This window comes from Ehrlichia ruminantium str. Welgevonden, assembly GCF_000026005.1.
GTDB lineage: Bacteria > Pseudomonadota > Alphaproteobacteria > Rickettsiales > Anaplasmataceae > Ehrlichia > Ehrlichia ruminantium.
On record NC_005295.2, the window covers coordinates 26,495 to 46,687 of the forward strand.

Here is a 20,193-nt window from a genome sequence, read left to right on the forward strand (position 1 = left end):
CAGGTACTTAGTTGTTAAGTATCCGTAGGTTAATGTTACCCATTAAATGATGTAATCTTTATTTTATATATTTATAATACATTTTACTTGTATAAGTGTGGAAGCTATTTTCTGAATTTCTTGTTAGTTATGTGTTTGCATTTTTTACAAAGTTAAGAATTTTTCATTTTAAGTAACCAGTATATTATGGGTTATATTACTAAAAGAATACAAACAGCATTTGATAGTGCTGCTAGTTCATATGATAAATTTTCTTGGATACAAAGTATAGTTGTGACTAAAATATGTAGTCTTGTGACGTTAGAAAATGAGAGAAGTAAAATATTAGATGTAGGATGTGGTACTGGTAGTGTTGGTAAGCTATTAAATATAGAGGGTCATGATTTTATTCAAATGGATTTATCTTATGAGATGTGTATTTTAGCCAATAACAAAAATAATAATTTATCAGTAAATTGCGATTTTGATCTAATGCCGTTTTGTCAAAATTATTTTGATGTTATTATTGCTTCTATGGTTTTACAATGGTCTTGTGATATTAATTTGTCTTTACTGGAATTAGTAAGGGTTATGAAATCAGATGGTACATTATATATTGCAATTCCAATAAATGGTACTTTGGTGGAGTTAAATAATGTACTTGAAAAAGTTGGAGGAGTTGTTAATAAGTTTTATACAGTGGACGAGTTGATAGGTATTGTTAGTTTAATTGGTCTGAAGATACAATATTTGTTTTGTTTGAGTTATAGACAGTATCATAGATCTTTTCGTGCTTTTCTATCGAATATGAAGCTAACAGGAGTCTATGTAAAAAAATATAGTAATAATGTATCATATAATATATTTAATCTAGGAAAAATGTATAGTGAAATGTATTCATTAGGAGACTGTGTTTTCAACTCATGGAATATTATGTATTTAATTATTAAAAAGTAGGTTTTTATAATAATGTGATGAAAGAACTTGATGTTACACAACTATCTAATGAGATACGTCGTTTAGCTGAGTACAGCAATGCAGTAATTCTTGCTCATTATTATCAAGATCCAGAAATACAAGACATAGCTGATTTTATTGGTGATTCTTTAGAGTTATCTAGAAAAGCTGAAAGTACAACAGCAGATGTTATTGTATTTTGTGGTGTATATTTTATGGCTGAGGTTGCTAAAATTATTAATCCTCTAAAAAAAGTTTTGTTACCAGATTTAAGAGCTGGGTGTTCTTTAGCTGATTCTTGTGATGCTAAAAGCTTCAAAAAATTTCGTGAGTTACATAAAGACTGTGTTTCAATTACATATATAAATTCTTCTGCAGAGGTAAAAGCATATTCTGATATAATTTGTACTTCCTCAAGTGCTGAAAAAATTATAAAGCAAATACCGGAAGATAAAAAAATCCTTTTTGCTCCAGATAAATTTTTAGGAAGTTTTCTTGAGAAGAAAACTAATAGGAAATTTATTTTATGGCCAGGTACATGTATTGTGCATGAGAGTTTTTCTGAGAAGGAATTGATAAATATAATGACTAGACATAGTAAAGCATATGTTTTAGCTCATCCTGAATGTCCAGATCATTTATTAAGACATGCTCATTTTATTGGATCTACAACTCAATTACTAAAATTTTCTGCTGAAAGACCTAATTCGGAATTTATCATATTAACTGAAGAAGGAATCATTCACCAGATGAAAAAGATGTCTTATGGGAGTACTTTCTATACAGTTGGTACTTCTTATGAAGTATGTAGTTCATGTAATAAGTGTCCACATATGAGATTGAATACTTTAGAAAAGTTGTATTTGTGTTTAAAAAATGGTTATCCTGAAGTTAATTTAGACACCAAAATTAGTGTTATGGCTAAGGAATCATTAGATGCTATGTTGAGAATGACTTGTTAGGTAATTATTGTATATAAAAAACGTGAGTGTGATTGTAAAAATATATAATTTTATCTTATCAGTTGTTAATATGCAACATACTTGAGCACACTATGTTACTTATCTTATTAACTGAAAAAAACATTAAGTGTCTTTTTATACATCACAATGTGAGCTTAACTATGTATTCAGATTTTCATTAAAATAAATAAACTTGTCTTTTTTGTACTTATAAGATTCTGCTTCTGGTAGAGGTGATTTACGGGAAGTTATATTTTCCCATTTTTTAGAAAACTCTCTATTTATTTCATAAAACTTTTTGAAACTTTTCTGTTCATCATTTAATACATTGTTGTCAGATTCTAAAATATCCTTTATGGAATCATCTGCTATGATTGCATCAATTGGACATTCAGGTATACATACACCACAGTCTATACACTGATCTGGATCTATAACCAACATATTGGGGCCTTCATAGAAACAATCCACGGGACAAACCTCAACACAATCAGTATATTTGCATTTTATGCACCTATCCGTGATAAAGTGTGTCATAACAGATTTGTTAATAATAAAGTAAGAGTTTACATTGTAATGTTTTTCCTTTCTAAGTTCAATTAATATTTTTATTGATCATAAATTATTGGTTGTGATATAGAATAAAAAATTTAGATCTGTTTTATATCTAACATACTATGTAAGTTTGGTCGTTTGTATAAAATCTGATTTAAATAGAATGTCATTTTAATATTTTAGGGGAATTTTATGGGTATTGATAATTATGATGGTGAAACTTCAAAAAAATTAACTATGCAAGAGTTATATAAAGCTCTTGGTACAATGTTCAAGGAGGCATATAGCCAATTTGCAGGTAAGGATGCTAAAAAAGATTCAACGGTGTTGGATGATCAGGGTGATCTATCTAAAACTACAGTTCCAGTAGCACATGAGCATGAACCAAGTGATGAAAAACCTTATGAAGAAAATCATCAAGTTCTAGGAGAAGGTGCGCATGGAGTACAACATGCAGTTCCAGTAGCATCTGAGCATGAATCAAGTGGTGAAACCTCTCATGAAGAAGACCATAGAGTTTTAGGAGAAGATGAAGCACATGATATAGAACATACAGTTCCAGTAGCATCTGAGCATGAATCAAGTAGTGAAACCTCTCATGAAGAAGAGCATAAAGTTCTAGGAGAAGAAGATGCGCATGAAGTACAACATACAGTTCCAGTAGCATCTGAGCATGAATCAAGTGGTGAAACCTCTCATGAAGAAGACCATAGAGTTTTAGGAGAAGATGAAGCACATGATATCGAACATGCAGTTCCAGTAACATCTGAGCATGAATCAAGTGGTGAAACCTCTCATGAAGAAGACCATAGAGTTTTAGGAGAAGATGAAGCACATGATATAGAACATGCAGTTCCAGTAGCACATGAACATGAATCAAGTGGTGAAACCTCTCATGAAGAAGAGCATAAAGTTCTAGGAGAAGAAGATGCGCATGAAGTACAACATGCAGTTCCAGTAGCACATGAACATGAATCAAGTGGTGAAGCCTCTCATGAAGAAGGACATAAAGTTCTAGGAGAAGAAGATGCGCATGAAGTACAACATACAGTTCCAGTAGCACATAAACATGAATCAAGTGGTGAAACCTCTCATGAAGAAGGACATAAAGTTCTAGGAGAAGAAGATGCGCATGAAGTACAACATACGGTTCCAGTAGCACATGAACATGAATCAAGTGGTGAAAAATTTGATGAGAAAGACCATAAAGTTTCAGAAGAACCTAAGCATATATCAAGTGGTGAATTATTGCAGAAAGAAGAACAACCTACTGTTCCAATAGAACCTGTGTTAGGGAAGACTCCAGTACTTAAAGTACAAGCTAGTCATACACATGAGCCTATTGTGATACAATATTACTTATGTAATGTAGAAAATGGGAAAGCTGTTTGTGGGGTTCAAGAGGTAACATTACTTGGTATAAGTGCTAATCACAATGATGTTATGAAATGTTATGATGTAAATACCTCTTCTTTAAACAACTGTTTGCATCATCATGGTGGACATAGTCATGATATGCACCACACTCATCATTGTCCTTGTAACCATGAAATTACATTTGCTTAAATATTAAAATTATATAACGTAGCTAAAAGTAGGTAATACTTTGAAAAGTATTACCTACTTATGTTGATAAGAATAATTAGGTGCAAGCTATAATGATGTGGTTTTTATTATAAGGTGAAATAAATTAGTTTATATTTTTATGTTTGTATAAAAAGAGTAGTTTGTAATACCTCTGTTGTAACCTTTATAGGTTTTGTATTGTGTTTATTTATTAAGTAGTTTAATGAGAATTTAGAATTAGTTTGAATTTATCTCTAAGACTATAAGGTTCTGTCTATATTTGATTTTCAGTGCTGTAAATAATTATGTTAAAACTAAAGTGATTATATAGAAGTTAAATAAAAAAATAGTAAGTTTGTATTAGATGTAATTGAAGAGTTTTTATAAAATATGTAATAATATCAGTGAGATTCTTTTTTTATGAATAATACAGTAATTATTACCAAATAAATTTTCTATTACATAATAGAACTGTAACAATATAATTTATGTATATAACAAAAAAAAAGGTTTAACATTTTATAATATAAGGAAGATTTTATTGCTTATGGTTAGTTTTTACTTCAGGATAATTGTTGAATAGAATTATAAAGTAAGTCTCTTATTTTCTGTTAGCAAGTTACTTACTTTATAATGTATTAGATATTTTATTTATTGTTTAGCATTTTTCTTCTTACTAGTATTTTTCTTTTTTGGTTTTTTGTTATCAGTTTGCTTTATATCTTCCTCAACGTCATTATTTTCATAAAGATAATCATTTTGACTTATGTGATTATTATTTTCTTCTTCATCCTCATTACTTTCCTTGTTGTCTTCGTCTTCATATTGATGATCTAGGTCATCATAATCATCTGTACCTTCATTTATGTGATCAGTATTTCTGTTGTATTGTTCATGATGTTGGTCTTCACTTTGATCTATATTGTGATCATATTCCATGTTAATTTCGTTTGTATCACTTTCAGTATTGTCTGTATTCTTATGATACTCATTTTGGTAATCATCATATACATCTTCTTCATTACTTTCATCATCTTCTTCGTATTCATTTTCATCTTCATCTTCATCTTCATCAATGTTTTCTTTGTATGTATCTAACTTATGGTCATATATATCATCATGTTGGTCATAATTTTCATCATCGAACTCTTGATTATAATCTTCATCTGTGTATTCATCTAAATCATCAAAATCAAAATCATCATCATAATTATCAGGTTCTTCTTCTATGCTCTCATACATACTATGTTCTTGGTTATCAGTTTTAGCAGGAATATTACCTTCAAGGCTTGGTATAGTATTTTCATTTTCTTTATATGTTGGTTTTATATTATTAGGATCGTAAGGTTCTTGAGTAGGAACAAAAGTACTTTTTAATAATTTTTTTGTAAAGTTTTTGTCTTCGAAATATTTTATCTTTTTCGACTTTATAGGATAAGTAGACTCTATTAACAGTATTTGTTCATCTCTAGGTAACATTATTACTTCTTGTGGTAATAACAGTGCTCTTTGTGTTTCTGATATATGTAATGAACGAGATGCTGGATTGAGATCTAAGAATTTTGGTCTGTTTAAAGATTCTTGATTAACAGTTTTATTTCCTATAAGTTGTGATATTAAGTTTGCAGTTTCAATATTATTTGCTGCAAAAGTAATTCTGTAAGTGGAGTTTGATAAGAATGAATTCATTCCTGCTTCTTCGTATATACCTTTGAGCTGTTCTGTATCTTGAATTATTAAAAATAATCTTACCCTATATCCACGGAAATATGCAATACCAGTTTGAAATTGCTCCATTTTTCCAAGTGTTGGAAACTCGTCCATTAAGAATAATACACCATACGGTTCGTCATCTGATGGTAAATTTCTACATAAAAATTCGGTAGCTTGTTGATAAAAAACTTGCATTAAAGGTCTGAGACGAGTTAGATTATCTGGTGTTAATCCAACATATACTGTAACTTTTTTTCTTTTAAAATCTTGAATATTGAAATCACTAGATGCTGTAGCTGTGTCTATTAATGGATTTGCCCATAGTTCTAGAGATGAGTTCATTGTTGATACTACGCCTGAACGTTCTTTATCAGCTTTTTGTAAGAATGCAGCTATGTTCATGTACGCAACTGGGTGAATTTTTTTTCCTATTGTGTCTAGTACTACTGCTAAGTTATATACAACATCGTCGCTACGCATTGTACGTACAACTTCTCCAAAAGATTTTACTTTTTCTGGTACTGCAAGTAGATATAAAACTACTCCAACAAATAAACTACGTGCTTCATTGTACCAAAAATCTTGTTCTGGCATTATTAAGTTAGCAATTTTTTGTACATCATCTACCATTTGTCCAGGTTTAGAACTTATCCAATCTAAAGGATTATAGCAATGACTTATTCCATCTGGTTGTGCTGGATTCCATACGAAAACTTCTTGTCCTCTTTTCTTTCTCCATCCGCTTGTTAACTCATAGTTCTCTAATTTTATGTCATGTACTACTACAGAATCTTCCCAAAACAATAAGTTGGGTATTACAAATCCTACACCTTTTCCAGAACCTGTTGGTGCAAACAATAATGCATGTTGAAAACCGTCAGCAATTAAGTATCCTCTCTTATCTTTTCCTAATAGTATACCTTTTCTACTACGTAAACCTATTTTACGTATATCTTTTTCTGTTGCCCATCTTGAGTCACCATGTAGAGATTCTTTTTTCTTAAATGGTCTCCAGTCGAATAATATATTCCGTAAGTTCCATAATATAGCACTGAAAATACCTATTGGTATTATTAAAGAAAATGCTAATTTTGATAACAATACTGCATCATATAGTGAAGGATTGTGCCACCAGTGTTCTATATATGTAAAAATTGTAGGCCAAATTCTATCTGGAAAATCATGAAAACTAGGATTTATTGTGTTAAAATCTAAATAATCTGGTCCCCATACCATTAGAATAAATAGTACACCTGATAAATAGAAACAAAATTCTAGTCCAAAGAATGCACCTAGAAATAGAAATAAAATATTGCGAATATGATTTGCGCTTGTACTATCCATAACACTAATAACTTACATATATAAAATTTGTTTATTTAATTTAATCATTTTTCTGTAAAGATTTAGTGAACAGTATTTCTGATACATATCTTACACCAGATGATCCACGTTTTAATTGTATTACAATATCAACTATATTGGTTATATAATTGATAATTTGATCAGGAGGAATACCAAGACCTGCTTGCATAACCATAAGTTTTAATTGTTCAAGAGCCATCATTGGTGTATCAGCATGTAGAGTAGATATTGATCCAGGGTGTCCTGTATTAATTGCTCTTAGGAAACTAAAAGCTTCTGCTCCACGTAGCTCTCCAACTATTATTCTATCTGGACGTAACCTTAAGCATGCTTCTATTAGATCTTGAATACTTACTTTAGCTCTACCTTGCCCTCCTTTGGATGTTATAAGATGTACTCGATTTGGATGATTATTTAAAACAATTTCTCTTGCATCCTCTACTGTAATTAACCTTTCATCCTTTGGTATGGTACGTAATGCCGCATTAGTAAAAGTTGTTTTTCCCGTTGATGTACCACCACTTATTATTATGTTTTTCTTATGTAATATTGCATACTCTAAAAAGTCTTTGATTTTTTTTTGTTTTAATAATTTATTGAGTTCAATATCTACGGTATTCTGTTGATTTTCTGTTATGGCTTGGTCAAATGCTCCCATTTTTTCATAGTCATCTAAGGAAAGCTGCATAGCTGATGGTTTCCTTATTGACATAGCAACTGCAGTTGCTTCACATGCTGGAGGAAAAACTATCTGTATACGATAGCCATTAGGTAATGTTGCTGATAATAGGGGATTTTCCTCACTTATTTTTTGTTCTGTAGCCTGGGCAATTAATCTTCCTAATGCTTTTAGGTGTGATAGATTGAGAACTGGTATAGATTCACAACGTATATTTCCTCGATTTTCTATCCACACCTCACACTCTTGGTTTATAGATATTTCATTTACTCCTTCTTCCTGAAAGATAGCCTGTAATGGTTCAAGATATGTATTTAAAGCTGCATAACTTGTTGTCATATAAACCTTCTAAAAAAACTATATTAATTTACTACATTTATTCCACGTACTGCTTCTTTGGGAAACACAATATCTTTATTAACAAACACTTTTAGTAGAGTACCTTGGTCCACATATACTGTTGGATTATTGTTTGTATACTTTTGTATAATGTCCTTTATAGACTGTGAAAAATCATCTACTGCTTTAGATAGAATTTTTACAGGTAATGTGGTTTTTGTTTTATCTTTATCCTTATCCTTATCTTTGTCTTTATCTTTATCTTTATCCTTATCGTCAGACTTTGACTCTATAATTGGATGATCATTTATTTCAGGAATTTTTGAAGTTACATATGATGTTGCTATCGATACACCTGCAAGTAGTATAGTGGAGGTTAATATGCTGCCAACTTTGGTATCAACAACCCCTGATGCTCCTTGTCTTCCTAGTTCATCTGTTCCAGTAGAATCAAGTGCTATATCTACGCCGTGAGGTAGAATTACTCTGTTCCAGGATATTTGAACTCTAGTTTTTCCTGGGCTGGCATTGAAAGAATAATTACCTATAAGTCTTGATCCTTTTGGTATCATAACTACGTTACCAGCTTCTGAATAAACATCACGTGCTACTATGCCTCTTAATGTACCTTGTAGGTCAGAATTAATTGCAGTTTCTAAAACTACATCAATTATCTTACCTTGTAAGATTGTTAATTCTAAATTGTTAATTTTTGTTGCTACTACATTAGGAGACGATGTGGGTTTGAATGACATTACTGAATCTACAAAATTACCAATTTTGTTATTAGGATCAGTACCTTCTTCATTGTTTTGTCCAGCTGTTAAATCCTGCCCTCCTGATATGGTAAGCATGGATGTTGTTCTTCTCTCTTTATCATATCCTGTTGTTGTTGGTGCAATAGGTGTAACTACTTCTACATTATTTTGAGTAGGTAGGGGTATCTTAACTTCTGGTTCTGATTTAGTTTCAACGGTTGGTAAAGGTGCTGGTATTTTTTTTTCTTTTTGTACAATTTTTGGTACTTCTAATACTTTAGGTTTTTCAATAGTTGGTAGTGATGGTAAAGATGGTGATACTAATGGAGGTAACTCTGGTAATTGAGGTGGAATATTTACCATTGGAGAAACCTCTTGAGCTGGTGGTACAGAATCTTTTAATAATTTTTCTATGTCTACTTCTTGTGATGATTTTGATGTAGTTGTTGAATCATCTGTTTTTTTGTTGTTGAAGAAAAAGTAATAGGTTAATCCTAATACAACTACAAGTGCTCCTACTATTATAGCTTTTTTTCCTTTATGTGTTCCTACAACATTGACACTTTCTTCAAGTTCTATGTTATTGTGGTTATTGTAATTTTCTTCTGACATAGTGTACCATATGAGTTTTATTATAAATGCTTGTTAGTAATGTTTATGAATTCATTCTTATATTGAATATATAAATTTTTATGTACACCCTTTATTATTACATAGTTTTGTAATAATAGCATTTTACAGGGTACCTTTTGACCAGAATTGTTATATGTAAATATTTGTGGAATAATCTTATTATTATTTGCAAACTTAAAGTATGTTAATTTTCCATCATCAAATAATTCTACTGGTGATATTTTATTATCTTCTATTTGATTATCTATAGTATAATTGTGTTTTGTAGAGTTAGGTTTTATAATTACATTATTAGATTTAGGTATAGAAATATCTGGTACCTTTATTTTATTTAATTCAAATTCCTCTTCAGTTTTTGGATAATAGAAACGTACTATATAAGCTAGATCTCTTAGCTCAGAGTATCCAGCGTCATTTTCCTTTTTATCGTTATTGGAATTATTTTCACTACGGCATATGAGATCAAAGGCGTAACTTCTTCCTTTACTAGTTTCTATTAGCATGTTTGTTTTTCCATTTTTTTCCAATGGCATGATGAATAATTTATTTCCTATTGGTCTGACTTTCCAGCTTGCAGTATCACCCATTGCTAGCATTTTTATAGTTTCTCCCTTTGAAAACTCTATATATGAATGATAGCCATAGTTAAATACTACATCGTAAACTTCGTTATTACTGTATATGAAAGTCTTAATCCTACTGTCTATTGCTATTGGATTATTATTTTCATTTACAGCGTATGCACTATTACTTACTGTAACTAGTGCTAATAATATTGTAAAAATCTTATAAAAATTCATCATCTGCCCTATAGTAAGTTATTTGAAATCCTAAAGGATTGACTTGACGTTCTTGCTCATTCATTTCGAGAGTTGCATATTGGAATGACAAAGTAGCTATCCTATCTTTTTTCACTACCCCATTTGGGGTATTGAACTCTAAAGAGAACCTTATTTGTACATTTCCTGGACGTAAGTGTTGTAATGATCTAATTTTTAAAATACCTGAAGTTACATTTGCATATAAGTTTAAAGGACTTGCAGGATTGCTTAATCTTGTCCATCTACGAAATTCTGCATATGTTGTTTGATCAGATAGCAAACGAACCTTTGTATAATAATTATATTGAAAATTATTAGGATCGAAAAGTTCTCTTGATCTTACATACTCTATTATAAAATAATTGTTTAAAACTTCATCTGCTGAGTATTGTTTTACTGAGATTGGATTAACTAATGTAGTAATACCAGATTTTTTTTCTATTTCTACTACAAATGGTTCTATAGTTCTACTTTTACTTATGTTAGAAATTACAAAAACGCTAACTCCTACTGTACACAATGCTAACATAGTAAGAAATAATAGTATATTTCTTTGTATAAGAATGGAACTGTAGCGACTTACATGCCAGCTATGTGCCAAGTTTTCACTCTGTGGTATACTACTACTCTTACTTACCTTATTCTTTTTTCCAAATTTAAACATATGTATAATTAACCTTATAGTTTAAACTGTATCCTGTGATAGAAATAGCAAAAGTTTACTACCCTATCATGGTAGGTCACTAAAGCGTATATATACCCTATTTATTTACATCAGATTAACATTGATATGTAAAAATAGCATAAAAAAGCATTTTCCTAACTTACGTGACCCAGTCTTTTAGCTTTGGTATTGATATAATTAATATTATGTTGGTTTATGTCAACAAAAATAGGTAATATTTTTGTAATATTTATTCCATATTTTTTAATTTCTTCAGCTTTATTGGGATTGTTAGTTAGTAACTGCAATTTTGAGATTCCTAGTTTTTCTAATATTTTTATCGCTGCAATGAATGCTCTTTCGTCATCTTCAAACCCAAAAAATCTATTAGCATCTACAGTATCAAAGTTGTACTTTATTTGTAATTGGTAAGTTCTTATTTTATTTGTTAGTCCAATACCACGGCCATCTTGTGCTAGGTATAGAATTATTCCACCCTTATTTTCTACCATTAGTTTTATAGAAAGATGTAATTGGGAACGGCAATCACAGGATAGACTATCTAATAGATCTCCTGTGTAACATGAGGAATGAATTCTAACAAGTGGGTTACTATAATCTGGTTCTCCTATAATAAGTGCATAATGTTCAGGTTCTCCTATATCTGATCGATAAATATTTATGCTTGAGTTTACATTGGCATTACAGCAATTTTTTAAAAATAAAGGAGAACTACATACTTCATGTAATTCATATTCTTGGTTGTGATTATCGATAATTTCTTGTTTTATAGGAGTAATATTATACTTATTACACCACTGTAATATATCAGGATGTTTTATTTCAGTAACAATTGCTGATGGTAATAATTTTGTTAACTTGATTAAAGAAATAGATGTTATATCTAAAGGATTTGTACTTGTAGTTATGTGATTTGTATCAATATGATCAAATGAACTGTGTGGTTTCTTACCTATTAGTAGATATGAGATATAGTCTATACTGTAAGATTCTTTTAAAGTAATTCTAGAAAGCTGATTTCCTGGAGATTGAAGTATAAAATTCAATCTATTTCCTGTGATCAATATGTAAGCATTATCCGAATATTTCTGGATTTTATGTAATATTTGATTATCTATCATTTCACTTGGAAAGACAAGCAGGTTACTTTTGTGATTGTATAATAGTACTGGTATGCCAGTCCTTAATTCTGCTATGGATTTTTTTATAATATGTTTATTGGAATTAAAGCTATTAAGTAAATTTTCCATATTGTGCTCAAATATTACATGGTGCGGTTGAGAAGACTCGAACTTCCAAGGTCTTTTTTAAACCACAGCGACCTCAACGCTGCGTGTCTACCAATTCCACCACAACCGCGCTACAAGTGCTATGGTTTTTAATTTTAAATAAATTTATCTTATGTGTCAACGCACCTTGTTAATTTAATAACTTTTACCTAAATTTAGAGTATAGCTTTTTATTATAAAAAATAGAAATGTGTAGTTGTCTTGAATCATTATTAAACTTTTTATATTTCTAAACATTTTATGAACTGTCTATTAAAGTAACTTATAGAAAAATAAATTTTTTAAGATTAAAATTGTTTAGTTATGATTATGTTGAATATGTATTTATACAATAAAAAGTTGATTTTATATAGTCATGTTTTTGTTTTAAGTTAGATAATTTTCAAGCATTGACAATTAAGAAATATGAGTTTTGTTGTAGAGATTTCTGATAATGTTATCTAGATAATCATTTGAATCTAGATATAATTTGTTTTTATTAAGTGGGAGCTTCATAATCACGTAATAAAATGTGATTGTTATTTGTTTTAATTTATATGTGTAACTCTTGGGTGAGATTGCAGTGAATATTTAAAGAAATGTAAGTTCTTTTTGGTAAAGATTGATTTATTAACAAATTTTTTTATAGATATATACATTGATGCAATAAATTTACAATTTACTGTAAGATTGAATATCTATAGTATGTAGTTAATTCTGTAAAATTTGAATAGTAGGTTTATGGAATTATATAAACAGAATAAAGACATATTGCTAACTTAAAGTTTTCAATGAATAAAATTCTAAGATTAATATCCTTTTGGAAATGTTGATTGTATTTTAAGTATTCTATAAGCTGATCTAAATATGATTTCCAAAATGGTTATGTTGTCAGAATTATATGTAATTATAATTGCATATAATTAAACAAAAAGTTTCATATAGCATTATTCAGTATTCTGTTGATATAAGGTTACTGTATTTATGAATGTGTTAAATGGCTTATATTGATTTTTAGTAATATGTTTGTCAAGATTGATATCAATATGATGTAATTTGATGGTTTAAATAATTTTTTTAGGATGTATTTATTAAGAAATATAAGTTTATTTTGTTATCAAAATTTTAATTAATTTATTAGTAATTATAGTAATAGCTTCAGCTGATACATTTGATGTTAAATTATGTAATGAGTATTTAATAAGTAAAACTTATAAATTATTTAATTAGTACAAAAGATTTGTGAATATTATAAATAAAATATGAAATGTGTTTCTGTATCAGATTTTTATATATGGTAGATAAAACTTATAAAGTTCAATATTTACATTATTGTGAGCTAATTTTAGGTAATTTCTTAGTAAAATGTAATTTTTTTAGGGTTATTTATTACTTACATTTTTTAAGATTTATCATATTTAATATTTTATTACATAATAGGCATATTTGGTGATGAACTTATATAAAGTAATTTTTTTTATTGAATATTATTCTAAATATATTGTTTATATATTTTAATTTTGAAAATATTTGATAGTTGAAATATATTAAAATTAGTATATAATAGTATATACTTATATACATATACTAAATTTATTAGATAGTTTATATACACATATTTATTTGGTATAGGTATGATTTATATTGGATGTTTTGTACATTATGGTTAGCATGTACATTTATTAATTTCTTTCTTCGATAAAGAAATATAGTACAGTAGTCTTATTTTAGTAGTAAATATATATATGGATGTATTAGTTTAGGTTAATTATGGTTTTTGAAGTTGGGCTACAAATAGTATTCCTTCGACTTGTGAACCGTATATTTTACAGTGGGTGGAATAACTACATTCTAACCCTAGTTCCTTAATAGATAACTTTATATATTCATCGGAGTGGCAAAAAAAGTCACCTTCATTAATAAATTGAAACCCTGACCCTTTTTTTCTGCGTGCAAGCCCAATTATTATCCCATCTGTTTCTAATGCTGTTTTTAGTAATTTAAAGATGTAATGTAAACTGCCAATGTATTGTAATACCTCTGTTAGGATAATGACATCGTATTTTTTTTGACCTTGATTTTTTTTAAGAAAGTTATAAATACTCATATGTATTAATTCATTGTATGCTTGTTTTCCATTGACAAAACATCCTCTTGCTATGTTTATCATTTTATTTGATAAATCTATGCCTGTTATATGATTTCCTATATTTTTCATTTTTAAAAATTGACCACATATACCTGTGCCACATCCAAGATCTAGAATATTTAAATGTGAAGATTTGTCTCCGAAGAAATTTATTATTAAAGATTTTACATATTCATAAGCTCTATACTGTTTAGCTATCAACCAGTATTCTACAAAATGTTCTCCTGTATAGTCAAAGTGTTGTGTTATGATATTTTCAGGGATGCGGATGATATTTTGAGGATTATTTAACTTGTTAAGGTAATATAATGCATCTGCGTAGTTATTATCTAGCTCTATGGCACGCATGAAATTTTGCCTTGCCTTTGTTATTTTTTGTAAAGCAAAGTAACATCTTCCTAGATTATAATATACTAGTGGTAGTCTAGGTTTAAAAAGCCTAATAAGAGAAAATCTGAGCTTTGCATCTGATATGTTACCTTTATAGAAATGATATAGCCCTAGATCAATATTAGTTTGTAATAAATTTTTTAGTTTGTTTTGTAATAAAACCGTTTCTTCTTTCATAAAGATAATTTTATTTTTTATTAAATTTGGAATGCAATGTAACTCTGGTATAACTTTCCTTATGCTGGATATTAAGGATAATATGTTACTTTTTGTGATAAAAAAATTGCTTCTCATGCATTACTCGCCAAATTTTAATTTAATATTAAAGATAGCATAAATATCCTATAATAGATAAACATAAAAATGCTATTAAATTGGTAGAATAAATTTTTCATATAACTTTCTATGATGTTCTATTGATTTAATAATTAAATTTGTCTTAGATGCAAAGTCTTTGTATATTCTAGATTCACTTTCTAGTTCGTTTTTGTGTAATATATTGTCTAAAGATTTTAAATGTATATGCAATGCTATATAATGCATCATGCGTATATCTATTAATCTGGATATTATGTCATTGAAGATATCAAAGTTTTTTCCTGTAACTTTTGATAGTAAAAACAACATCAGTTTAATATTAAAATGCATTAGTATCATAATATACATTATGCAGCATAATACTATACTTAAACATCCAATCATAATGGTACGTAAATAGCTGGATTTTTCAGATTCATCTAGTAAAAATACTTCATCTTGATCAAGTGATTTTATTTTATTATATAAAACCACTAAAGGTAAGCAGCAAAGAATAAAAATTGCGTTTATAATTGCTTCTTTCAATTTCATAAGAACTCATCTGTAATTATAAATTATTGTAACATAACTATACATTGCATAAAAGTGCATTGACTAGAAAAGTGTTAAAGTAAAATTACCTAAATAACACCACTAAATACATATGATACTACTCCTTCCATTAAAATAGTATTATCATCTTTATATAATATTAATAGATTACCGCCTTGTAAATAAATAGTAGCATGATGGTTAGTGTAATTACGTCTTACTGCTGCGACTAATGTTGCGCATGCAGCGCTACCACATGATGCTGTTTCTCCTGTACCACGTTCCCATACTCTAAGCTTGATTTCATTCCTGGAAATAACTTGTGCAATGCTGATATTTGCTTTGTTCGGAAATAAAGTGTGATTTTCTAGTTCTGGTCCTATTTTAGTCAATGGAATATCATCGATTGAATCAACAAAGAATACAGCATGAGGATTACCTATATTTACTCCTACAGGATAACTAAGAAGCTCTGTTTTTATGGGTAAGTATAGAGTATCGCATTCATGGAGTACAGGAATATCTTTCCAGTGAAATTTTGGATATCCCATATTAACCTGTATTTTATCATGTGATGTTCTAACGCATGATAGTATTCGATCTGATAGTTCAATTGTGATATTATCATTTTTTTTTTCATTACTTAATAGATAAGCAACACATCTTGCAGCATTTCCACACATTTCAACCTTGCTACCATCTGGATTGTATATATGTATAAAGCAGTCAGCTTTTTTTGATGATGTAATCACAATTACTTGATCACAACCAATACCTGTTTTTCTATGTGCAATTTTCTTGAAATTAATATTGTGATACATTTTCTCTCTACAATCGATGATGACAAAGTCATTTAGAGTTCCATGCATTTTTATGAAGTTTATCACGTGTGAAAATAAAAAATAGCCTATAATTATTGTGATACATTCTAACACATTTTCAAATATTTATTATTTAATGCATATTAAATATAAATTTTTTTTGTAAATTTTACAGATTAACTGTTTAAAAATGTCTCTATGGATCTATATAGAAGTTAATGATTAATTGAGTTCTTGTAATTATTTTTTAAGCTCAATAGGTAATTTGATAGGTCAATAAACATTGCTGTAATTGTTTATATATTGATAGAGCTTTTTAATAATTGAGCTGCCTCTTTGTGTTCAGCTATAAAACTTTCTTCTATATTTTTTGGTAATTTTACATTGAAGTTAGTACTGAAGAATTGTGATATATCTTGTAGTCTTGCTATGTTATTTTTTTTCTTGCTAATAAATTTATGTGATGAAATACCTTTTAATATTTCAATATTTAATAATTTATTGAGTAATACTGATTCCATGGTTGTGTTAATTCTTAATAATATATTTCCAATCGGATTGTCTAATGGTAAAGATATGTCATAATCTTTTGGATATACTGTTATTATGTATAAACATGATACTTGTAATAAGTATGTCTGTTTATATTTTTGATTTTTTACAATTTCCCATGTTATTTTAGTGCTTTTGACATCATTTTTATTATTGATAAATGGAATCTCTGGCATTTATTTACCTAATCAAATCAATTAGTGGATATTATAGATACTGATGGTTAAAAATATATATAATAGATTGGTTTGTATGTTGAAGTGATGTATAACTATTTGTTATTTGTAAACTTGATATTGTATATTAACTGTTATAACTGTGTTATATAGTTTATTATTGGGCTTATGTTAAATAAAATTGCCGATTTTGTTTTATTGATCTAAATAAAACGAAGATAAGCTGTCATATTATGTGTTTTTAATTCTTATGTTTGTTTCTCGCTTTATTAAGATAAGTATTTATTGTTCATAAAATATGATTATTTCAGTATTCATTGTTAGTTTGGTAACTGAATTTAAGAAGGTCTGAGTAAGTGTTATGTGAATGGTTACTTGTACTATTTTACTTATATGCTGATAGATTATTTACTTAGGTTTTTTAGTTATAAATACATATGAGTGTTATTAACATATTTTCTGTTATAGTGTCACATGATATATATTGTATGCATACTTATTGAATTTCTTTTTTTATATAAAGCAGGAAGATTGTGTTTTTTAATATCGAAAAATGATTATGTCTTTTATTGTTATGAGTGATGTAAATAACATAAGGTTTACTCCTTCCTTTCTTGTATATACAAATTGAAATCAATAGAAATTTAAATTAAATTTCTTAGTTTATCAGTATTGTCTTATATCATTAATCATAATATGCATTGTAGGCTTTAAATGTTTTTTGATTATTCAGTATTTTTTTTAATATTATTATAGCAATGCTTAAAAAAATAGACTTAAAAAGATAACCATAGTATTTTTTATCTGGTATACATAATTAGTATTAAGAGTACTAGTATTTACTTGTAGGGTTATTTAAAAATTAATAAATATAAAGATATTAATATATAGTTATCTACATGTGATTTAATTGTGTAATATGCTATTGTTTATCAAAAAAAGGATGGAAGTTTATATTTTTATGAGAATAAGTTTGATTTTGTAAGAAAAAACACTTAATAAGTTTTCTATAAATTTATGAAAATGTTTAAAATATTTTAGTAGTTTATTAAATTATTAAAAAAGGTAACTTAAATATGTTAGAATCTCATGATTTTACTTTTGCTAATATGAAAAAAATACAAGATTTTAGTTGTCGTGGAAAAACTATATTACTACGTGTAGATTTGAATGTACCAGTTGATGATAATAAGGTGGTTTTGGATGATACTCGTATTGTTAGATTGACAACAACTGTTAAATACTTGTTGAGTAATAATGCAAAAATTGTAATGATATCACATTATGGCAGTCCTAAATCTTATGATAGAGAGTTTTCTTTAAAATTTCTGGTTGAATATCTGAATAAAATTTTTGCAACTAATGTGCTATTTGTAGATGGTGTAATTGGTAGTTATGTAGAACAGGCAGTACAATCTGTCCCTTTAGGGTCTGTGTTATTATTAGAAAACTTAAGGTTTTATGTAGAAGAAGAAAAGAATGATTTAAATTTTGCTAAACAACTTGCACTATTAGCTGATGTATATGTAAATGATGCTTTCTCTTGTATGCACCGTAAACATGCATCTATAGATGCAGTTGCTAGATTGTTACCATCTTTTATTGGGTTTAATTTTCAGGAAGAACTGAAGTATTTAAGTTATGTAGTATCGAATAGTGATAAACCAGTAGGTGTGATAGTAGGAGGTGCAAAAATATCAACGAAAATTCATATGTTAAGAAACTTAACACAAAAGGTTAATTTTCTCATCTTAGGAGGGGCAATTGCTAATAATTTTTTATTGTCACAGGGATTAAAAATAGGAAATTCATTATGTGAAAAGTTAGATGAGGATCCTTTTGTTGATGTTATTAACTTTGCAAAAAAATATGGTTGTGAGATAATAGTTCCAGAAGATTATTTAGTTACTAAGGATTTAGTATCCAATGAAGCTGTAGTAAAAAATAATCAGGAACTGGCACCTGATGATATTATATTAGATATAGGACCACATACTATTAATATAATTACTTCTATAATAGGTAAATGTAGAACAGTACTTTGGAATGGGCCTATGGGTATGTTTGAGAAAGAACCTTTTTCTCATGGAACTTTTAGTATTGCGAGATTATTAGCAGAATTTACTAAAGCAGGAAAACTAAAAAGTATAGTGGGTGGAGGTGACAGTATATGTGCAATAAAATTATCTGGTCTTTTGAGTGAAGATTTTACTTATATTTCTACAGGGGGAGGTGCATTACTACATTTTTTAAGTCTTGCATAGTGTGTTTATATAGTGAGAATTCTAAAATTAGTAATGTGTAACTATTATATAAGTAAATTCGTTATAAACTGTGAGTTAACAAAATAATTATGTTGAATATTTGTTATACTTTGTAGGTATAATTTTATTATATTTTAGTTTAGTTTTTTATAATATATATTTTCTAATATAGATATATATACTGAAAATGTTCTACTGATATAGATTACGAAGAAATGTGTACTAGATATTGTGATACGATACTAAATTTTTACTTTTTGCACTACTGCATATAAGTTGTGCAATATATGAAATATAATGGAATTGTACCAATAGTATAGATATTTGAAACGTACTAGATAATATAGGTCAATGCTTTTTACATTTGTAAGTCATATTATAGTTTCTATGATGTAATGTATTAAAGTGGTTTTTATTTTATTATAAGTTTTAAAAATTAGTAACAGTTACAGTACTGGAAATATAGTGAATTTACTACGTAATCTATGTTTAAAATGTTGTTGTTAAATATCATATACATAAGTTAATGTACCTTTTGGTAACTTAAAGTTATTGAATGAGCTATTTGTATTTTACAGATTATGTAAAATTAGTGATGGCTAGGTATTTTAAATATAGTGAATTTACTATGTAATCTATATTTAAAATGTTGTTGTTAATATCATATACATAAGTTAATGTACCTTTTGGTAGCTTAAAGTTGCTAAATTAG

Annotated in this window: 15 protein-coding genes and 1 tRNA gene; 4 read left to right on the forward strand and 12 right to left on the reverse strand. The window is 28.3% G+C overall.

The genetic code is table 11. The annotated features are described in order from the left end of the window. The first annotated feature begins 186 nt into the window (after positions 1–186). Both ERUM_RS00115 and nadA read left to right on the forward strand, forming a co-directional pair. Positions 187–936 carry a methyltransferase domain-containing protein gene (locus ERUM_RS00115; RefSeq protein ID WP_011154705.1) on the forward strand — a complete coding sequence of 250 codons (750 nt, stop codon included), beginning with the start codon at positions 187–189 and terminating at the stop codon, positions 934–936. A gap of 17 nt (positions 937–953) precedes the next feature. Then, the gene (gene nadA, locus ERUM_RS00120; protein ID WP_011154706.1) at positions 954–1,898 is read left to right on the forward strand and encodes a quinolinate synthase NadA; all 945 of its coding nucleotides are present in this window, start codon (positions 954–956) and stop codon (positions 1,896–1,898) included. A 159-nt stretch (positions 1,899–2,057) separates the two neighbouring features. Here the strand turns inward: nadA and ERUM_RS00125 are convergent, their stop codons facing one another. Beyond that, positions 2,058–2,435, reverse strand: coding sequence for a ferredoxin family protein (locus ERUM_RS00125; protein WP_011154707.1), 378 nt, complete (start codon positions 2,433–2,435; stop codon positions 2,058–2,060). Between the two features lie 210 nt (positions 2,436–2,645). On the opposite strand from ERUM_RS00125, the gene ERUM_RS00130 reads away from it, so the two are divergent. Continuing rightward, positions 2,646–4,019: a hypothetical protein gene (locus tag ERUM_RS00130; RefSeq protein WP_011154708.1), complete on the forward strand. Its 1,374-nt coding sequence runs from the start codon at positions 2,646–2,648 to the stop codon at positions 4,017–4,019. 651 nt (positions 4,020–4,670) lie between these two features. Here the strand turns inward: ERUM_RS00130 and ERUM_RS00135 are convergent. From ERUM_RS00135 to ERUM_RS00185, 11 genes are all read right to left on the reverse strand, one after another. Then, a complete protein-coding gene (locus tag ERUM_RS00135; protein WP_011154709.1) occupies positions 4,671–7,076 on the reverse strand; it encodes a type IV secretory system conjugative DNA transfer family protein in 2,406 nt (801 codons plus the stop codon). 40 nt (positions 7,077–7,116) lie between these two features. Continuing rightward, on the reverse strand, positions 7,117–8,115 hold the full coding sequence (gene virB11, locus ERUM_RS00140) for a P-type DNA transfer ATPase VirB11 (RefSeq protein WP_011154710.1): 999 nt from the start codon (positions 8,113–8,115) through the stop codon (positions 7,117–7,119). Between the two features lie 23 nt (positions 8,116–8,138). Then, a complete protein-coding gene (gene virB10 / locus ERUM_RS00145) occupies positions 8,139–9,485 on the reverse strand; it encodes a type IV secretion system protein VirB10 (protein WP_011154711.1) in 1,347 nt (448 codons plus the stop codon). Between the two features lie 20 nt (positions 9,486–9,505). Beyond that, entirely contained in the window at positions 9,506–10,309 is an 804-nt protein-coding gene (virB9, locus tag ERUM_RS00150) for a P-type conjugative transfer protein VirB9 (protein ID WP_011154712.1), read from the reverse strand. Continuing rightward, complete coding sequence (locus ERUM_RS00155) at positions 10,293–10,991, reverse strand: VirB8 family type IV secretion system protein (protein WP_011154713.1); 699 nt, start codon at positions 10,989–10,991, stop codon at positions 10,293–10,295. The genes virB9 and ERUM_RS00155 overlap by 17 nt, the downstream gene beginning before the upstream one ends. A gap of 155 nt (positions 10,992–11,146) precedes the next feature. Further along, positions 11,147–12,262: a GTP cyclohydrolase II gene (locus tag ERUM_RS00160; protein WP_011154714.1), complete on the reverse strand. Its 1,116-nt coding sequence runs from the start codon at positions 12,260–12,262 to the stop codon at positions 11,147–11,149. Between the two features lie 19 nt (positions 12,263–12,281). Next, a tRNA-Leu gene (locus ERUM_RS00165) sits at positions 12,282–12,371 on the reverse strand. A 1,677-nt stretch (positions 12,372–14,048) separates the two neighbouring features. Beyond that, positions 14,049–15,113, reverse strand: a complete 1,065-nt coding sequence (locus ERUM_RS00170; RefSeq protein WP_011154715.1) for a methyltransferase domain-containing protein — start codon at positions 15,111–15,113, stop codon at positions 14,049–14,051. Positions 15,114–15,188: 75 nt separating this feature from the next. Then, a complete protein-coding gene (locus ERUM_RS00175; protein ID WP_011154716.1) occupies positions 15,189–15,668 on the reverse strand; it encodes a hypothetical protein in 480 nt (159 codons plus the stop codon). Between the two features lie 89 nt (positions 15,669–15,757). Continuing rightward, positions 15,758–16,555 (reverse strand): diaminopimelate epimerase, encoded by a 798-nt coding sequence (gene dapF, locus ERUM_RS00180; protein WP_011154717.1) that lies wholly within the window; start codon positions 16,553–16,555, stop codon positions 15,758–15,760. Between the two features lie 230 nt (positions 16,556–16,785). After that, positions 16,786–17,217, reverse strand: coding sequence for a hypothetical protein (locus ERUM_RS00185; protein ID WP_011154718.1), 432 nt, complete (start codon positions 17,215–17,217; stop codon positions 16,786–16,788). Between the two features lie 1,076 nt (positions 17,218–18,293). Here ERUM_RS00185 and ERUM_RS00190 point away from each other — a divergent pair. Beyond that, on the forward strand, positions 18,294–19,481 hold the full coding sequence (locus ERUM_RS00190; RefSeq protein ID WP_011154719.1) for a phosphoglycerate kinase: 1,188 nt from the start codon (positions 18,294–18,296) through the stop codon (positions 19,479–19,481). The last annotated feature ends 712 nt before the right edge of the window (positions 19,482–20,193 follow it).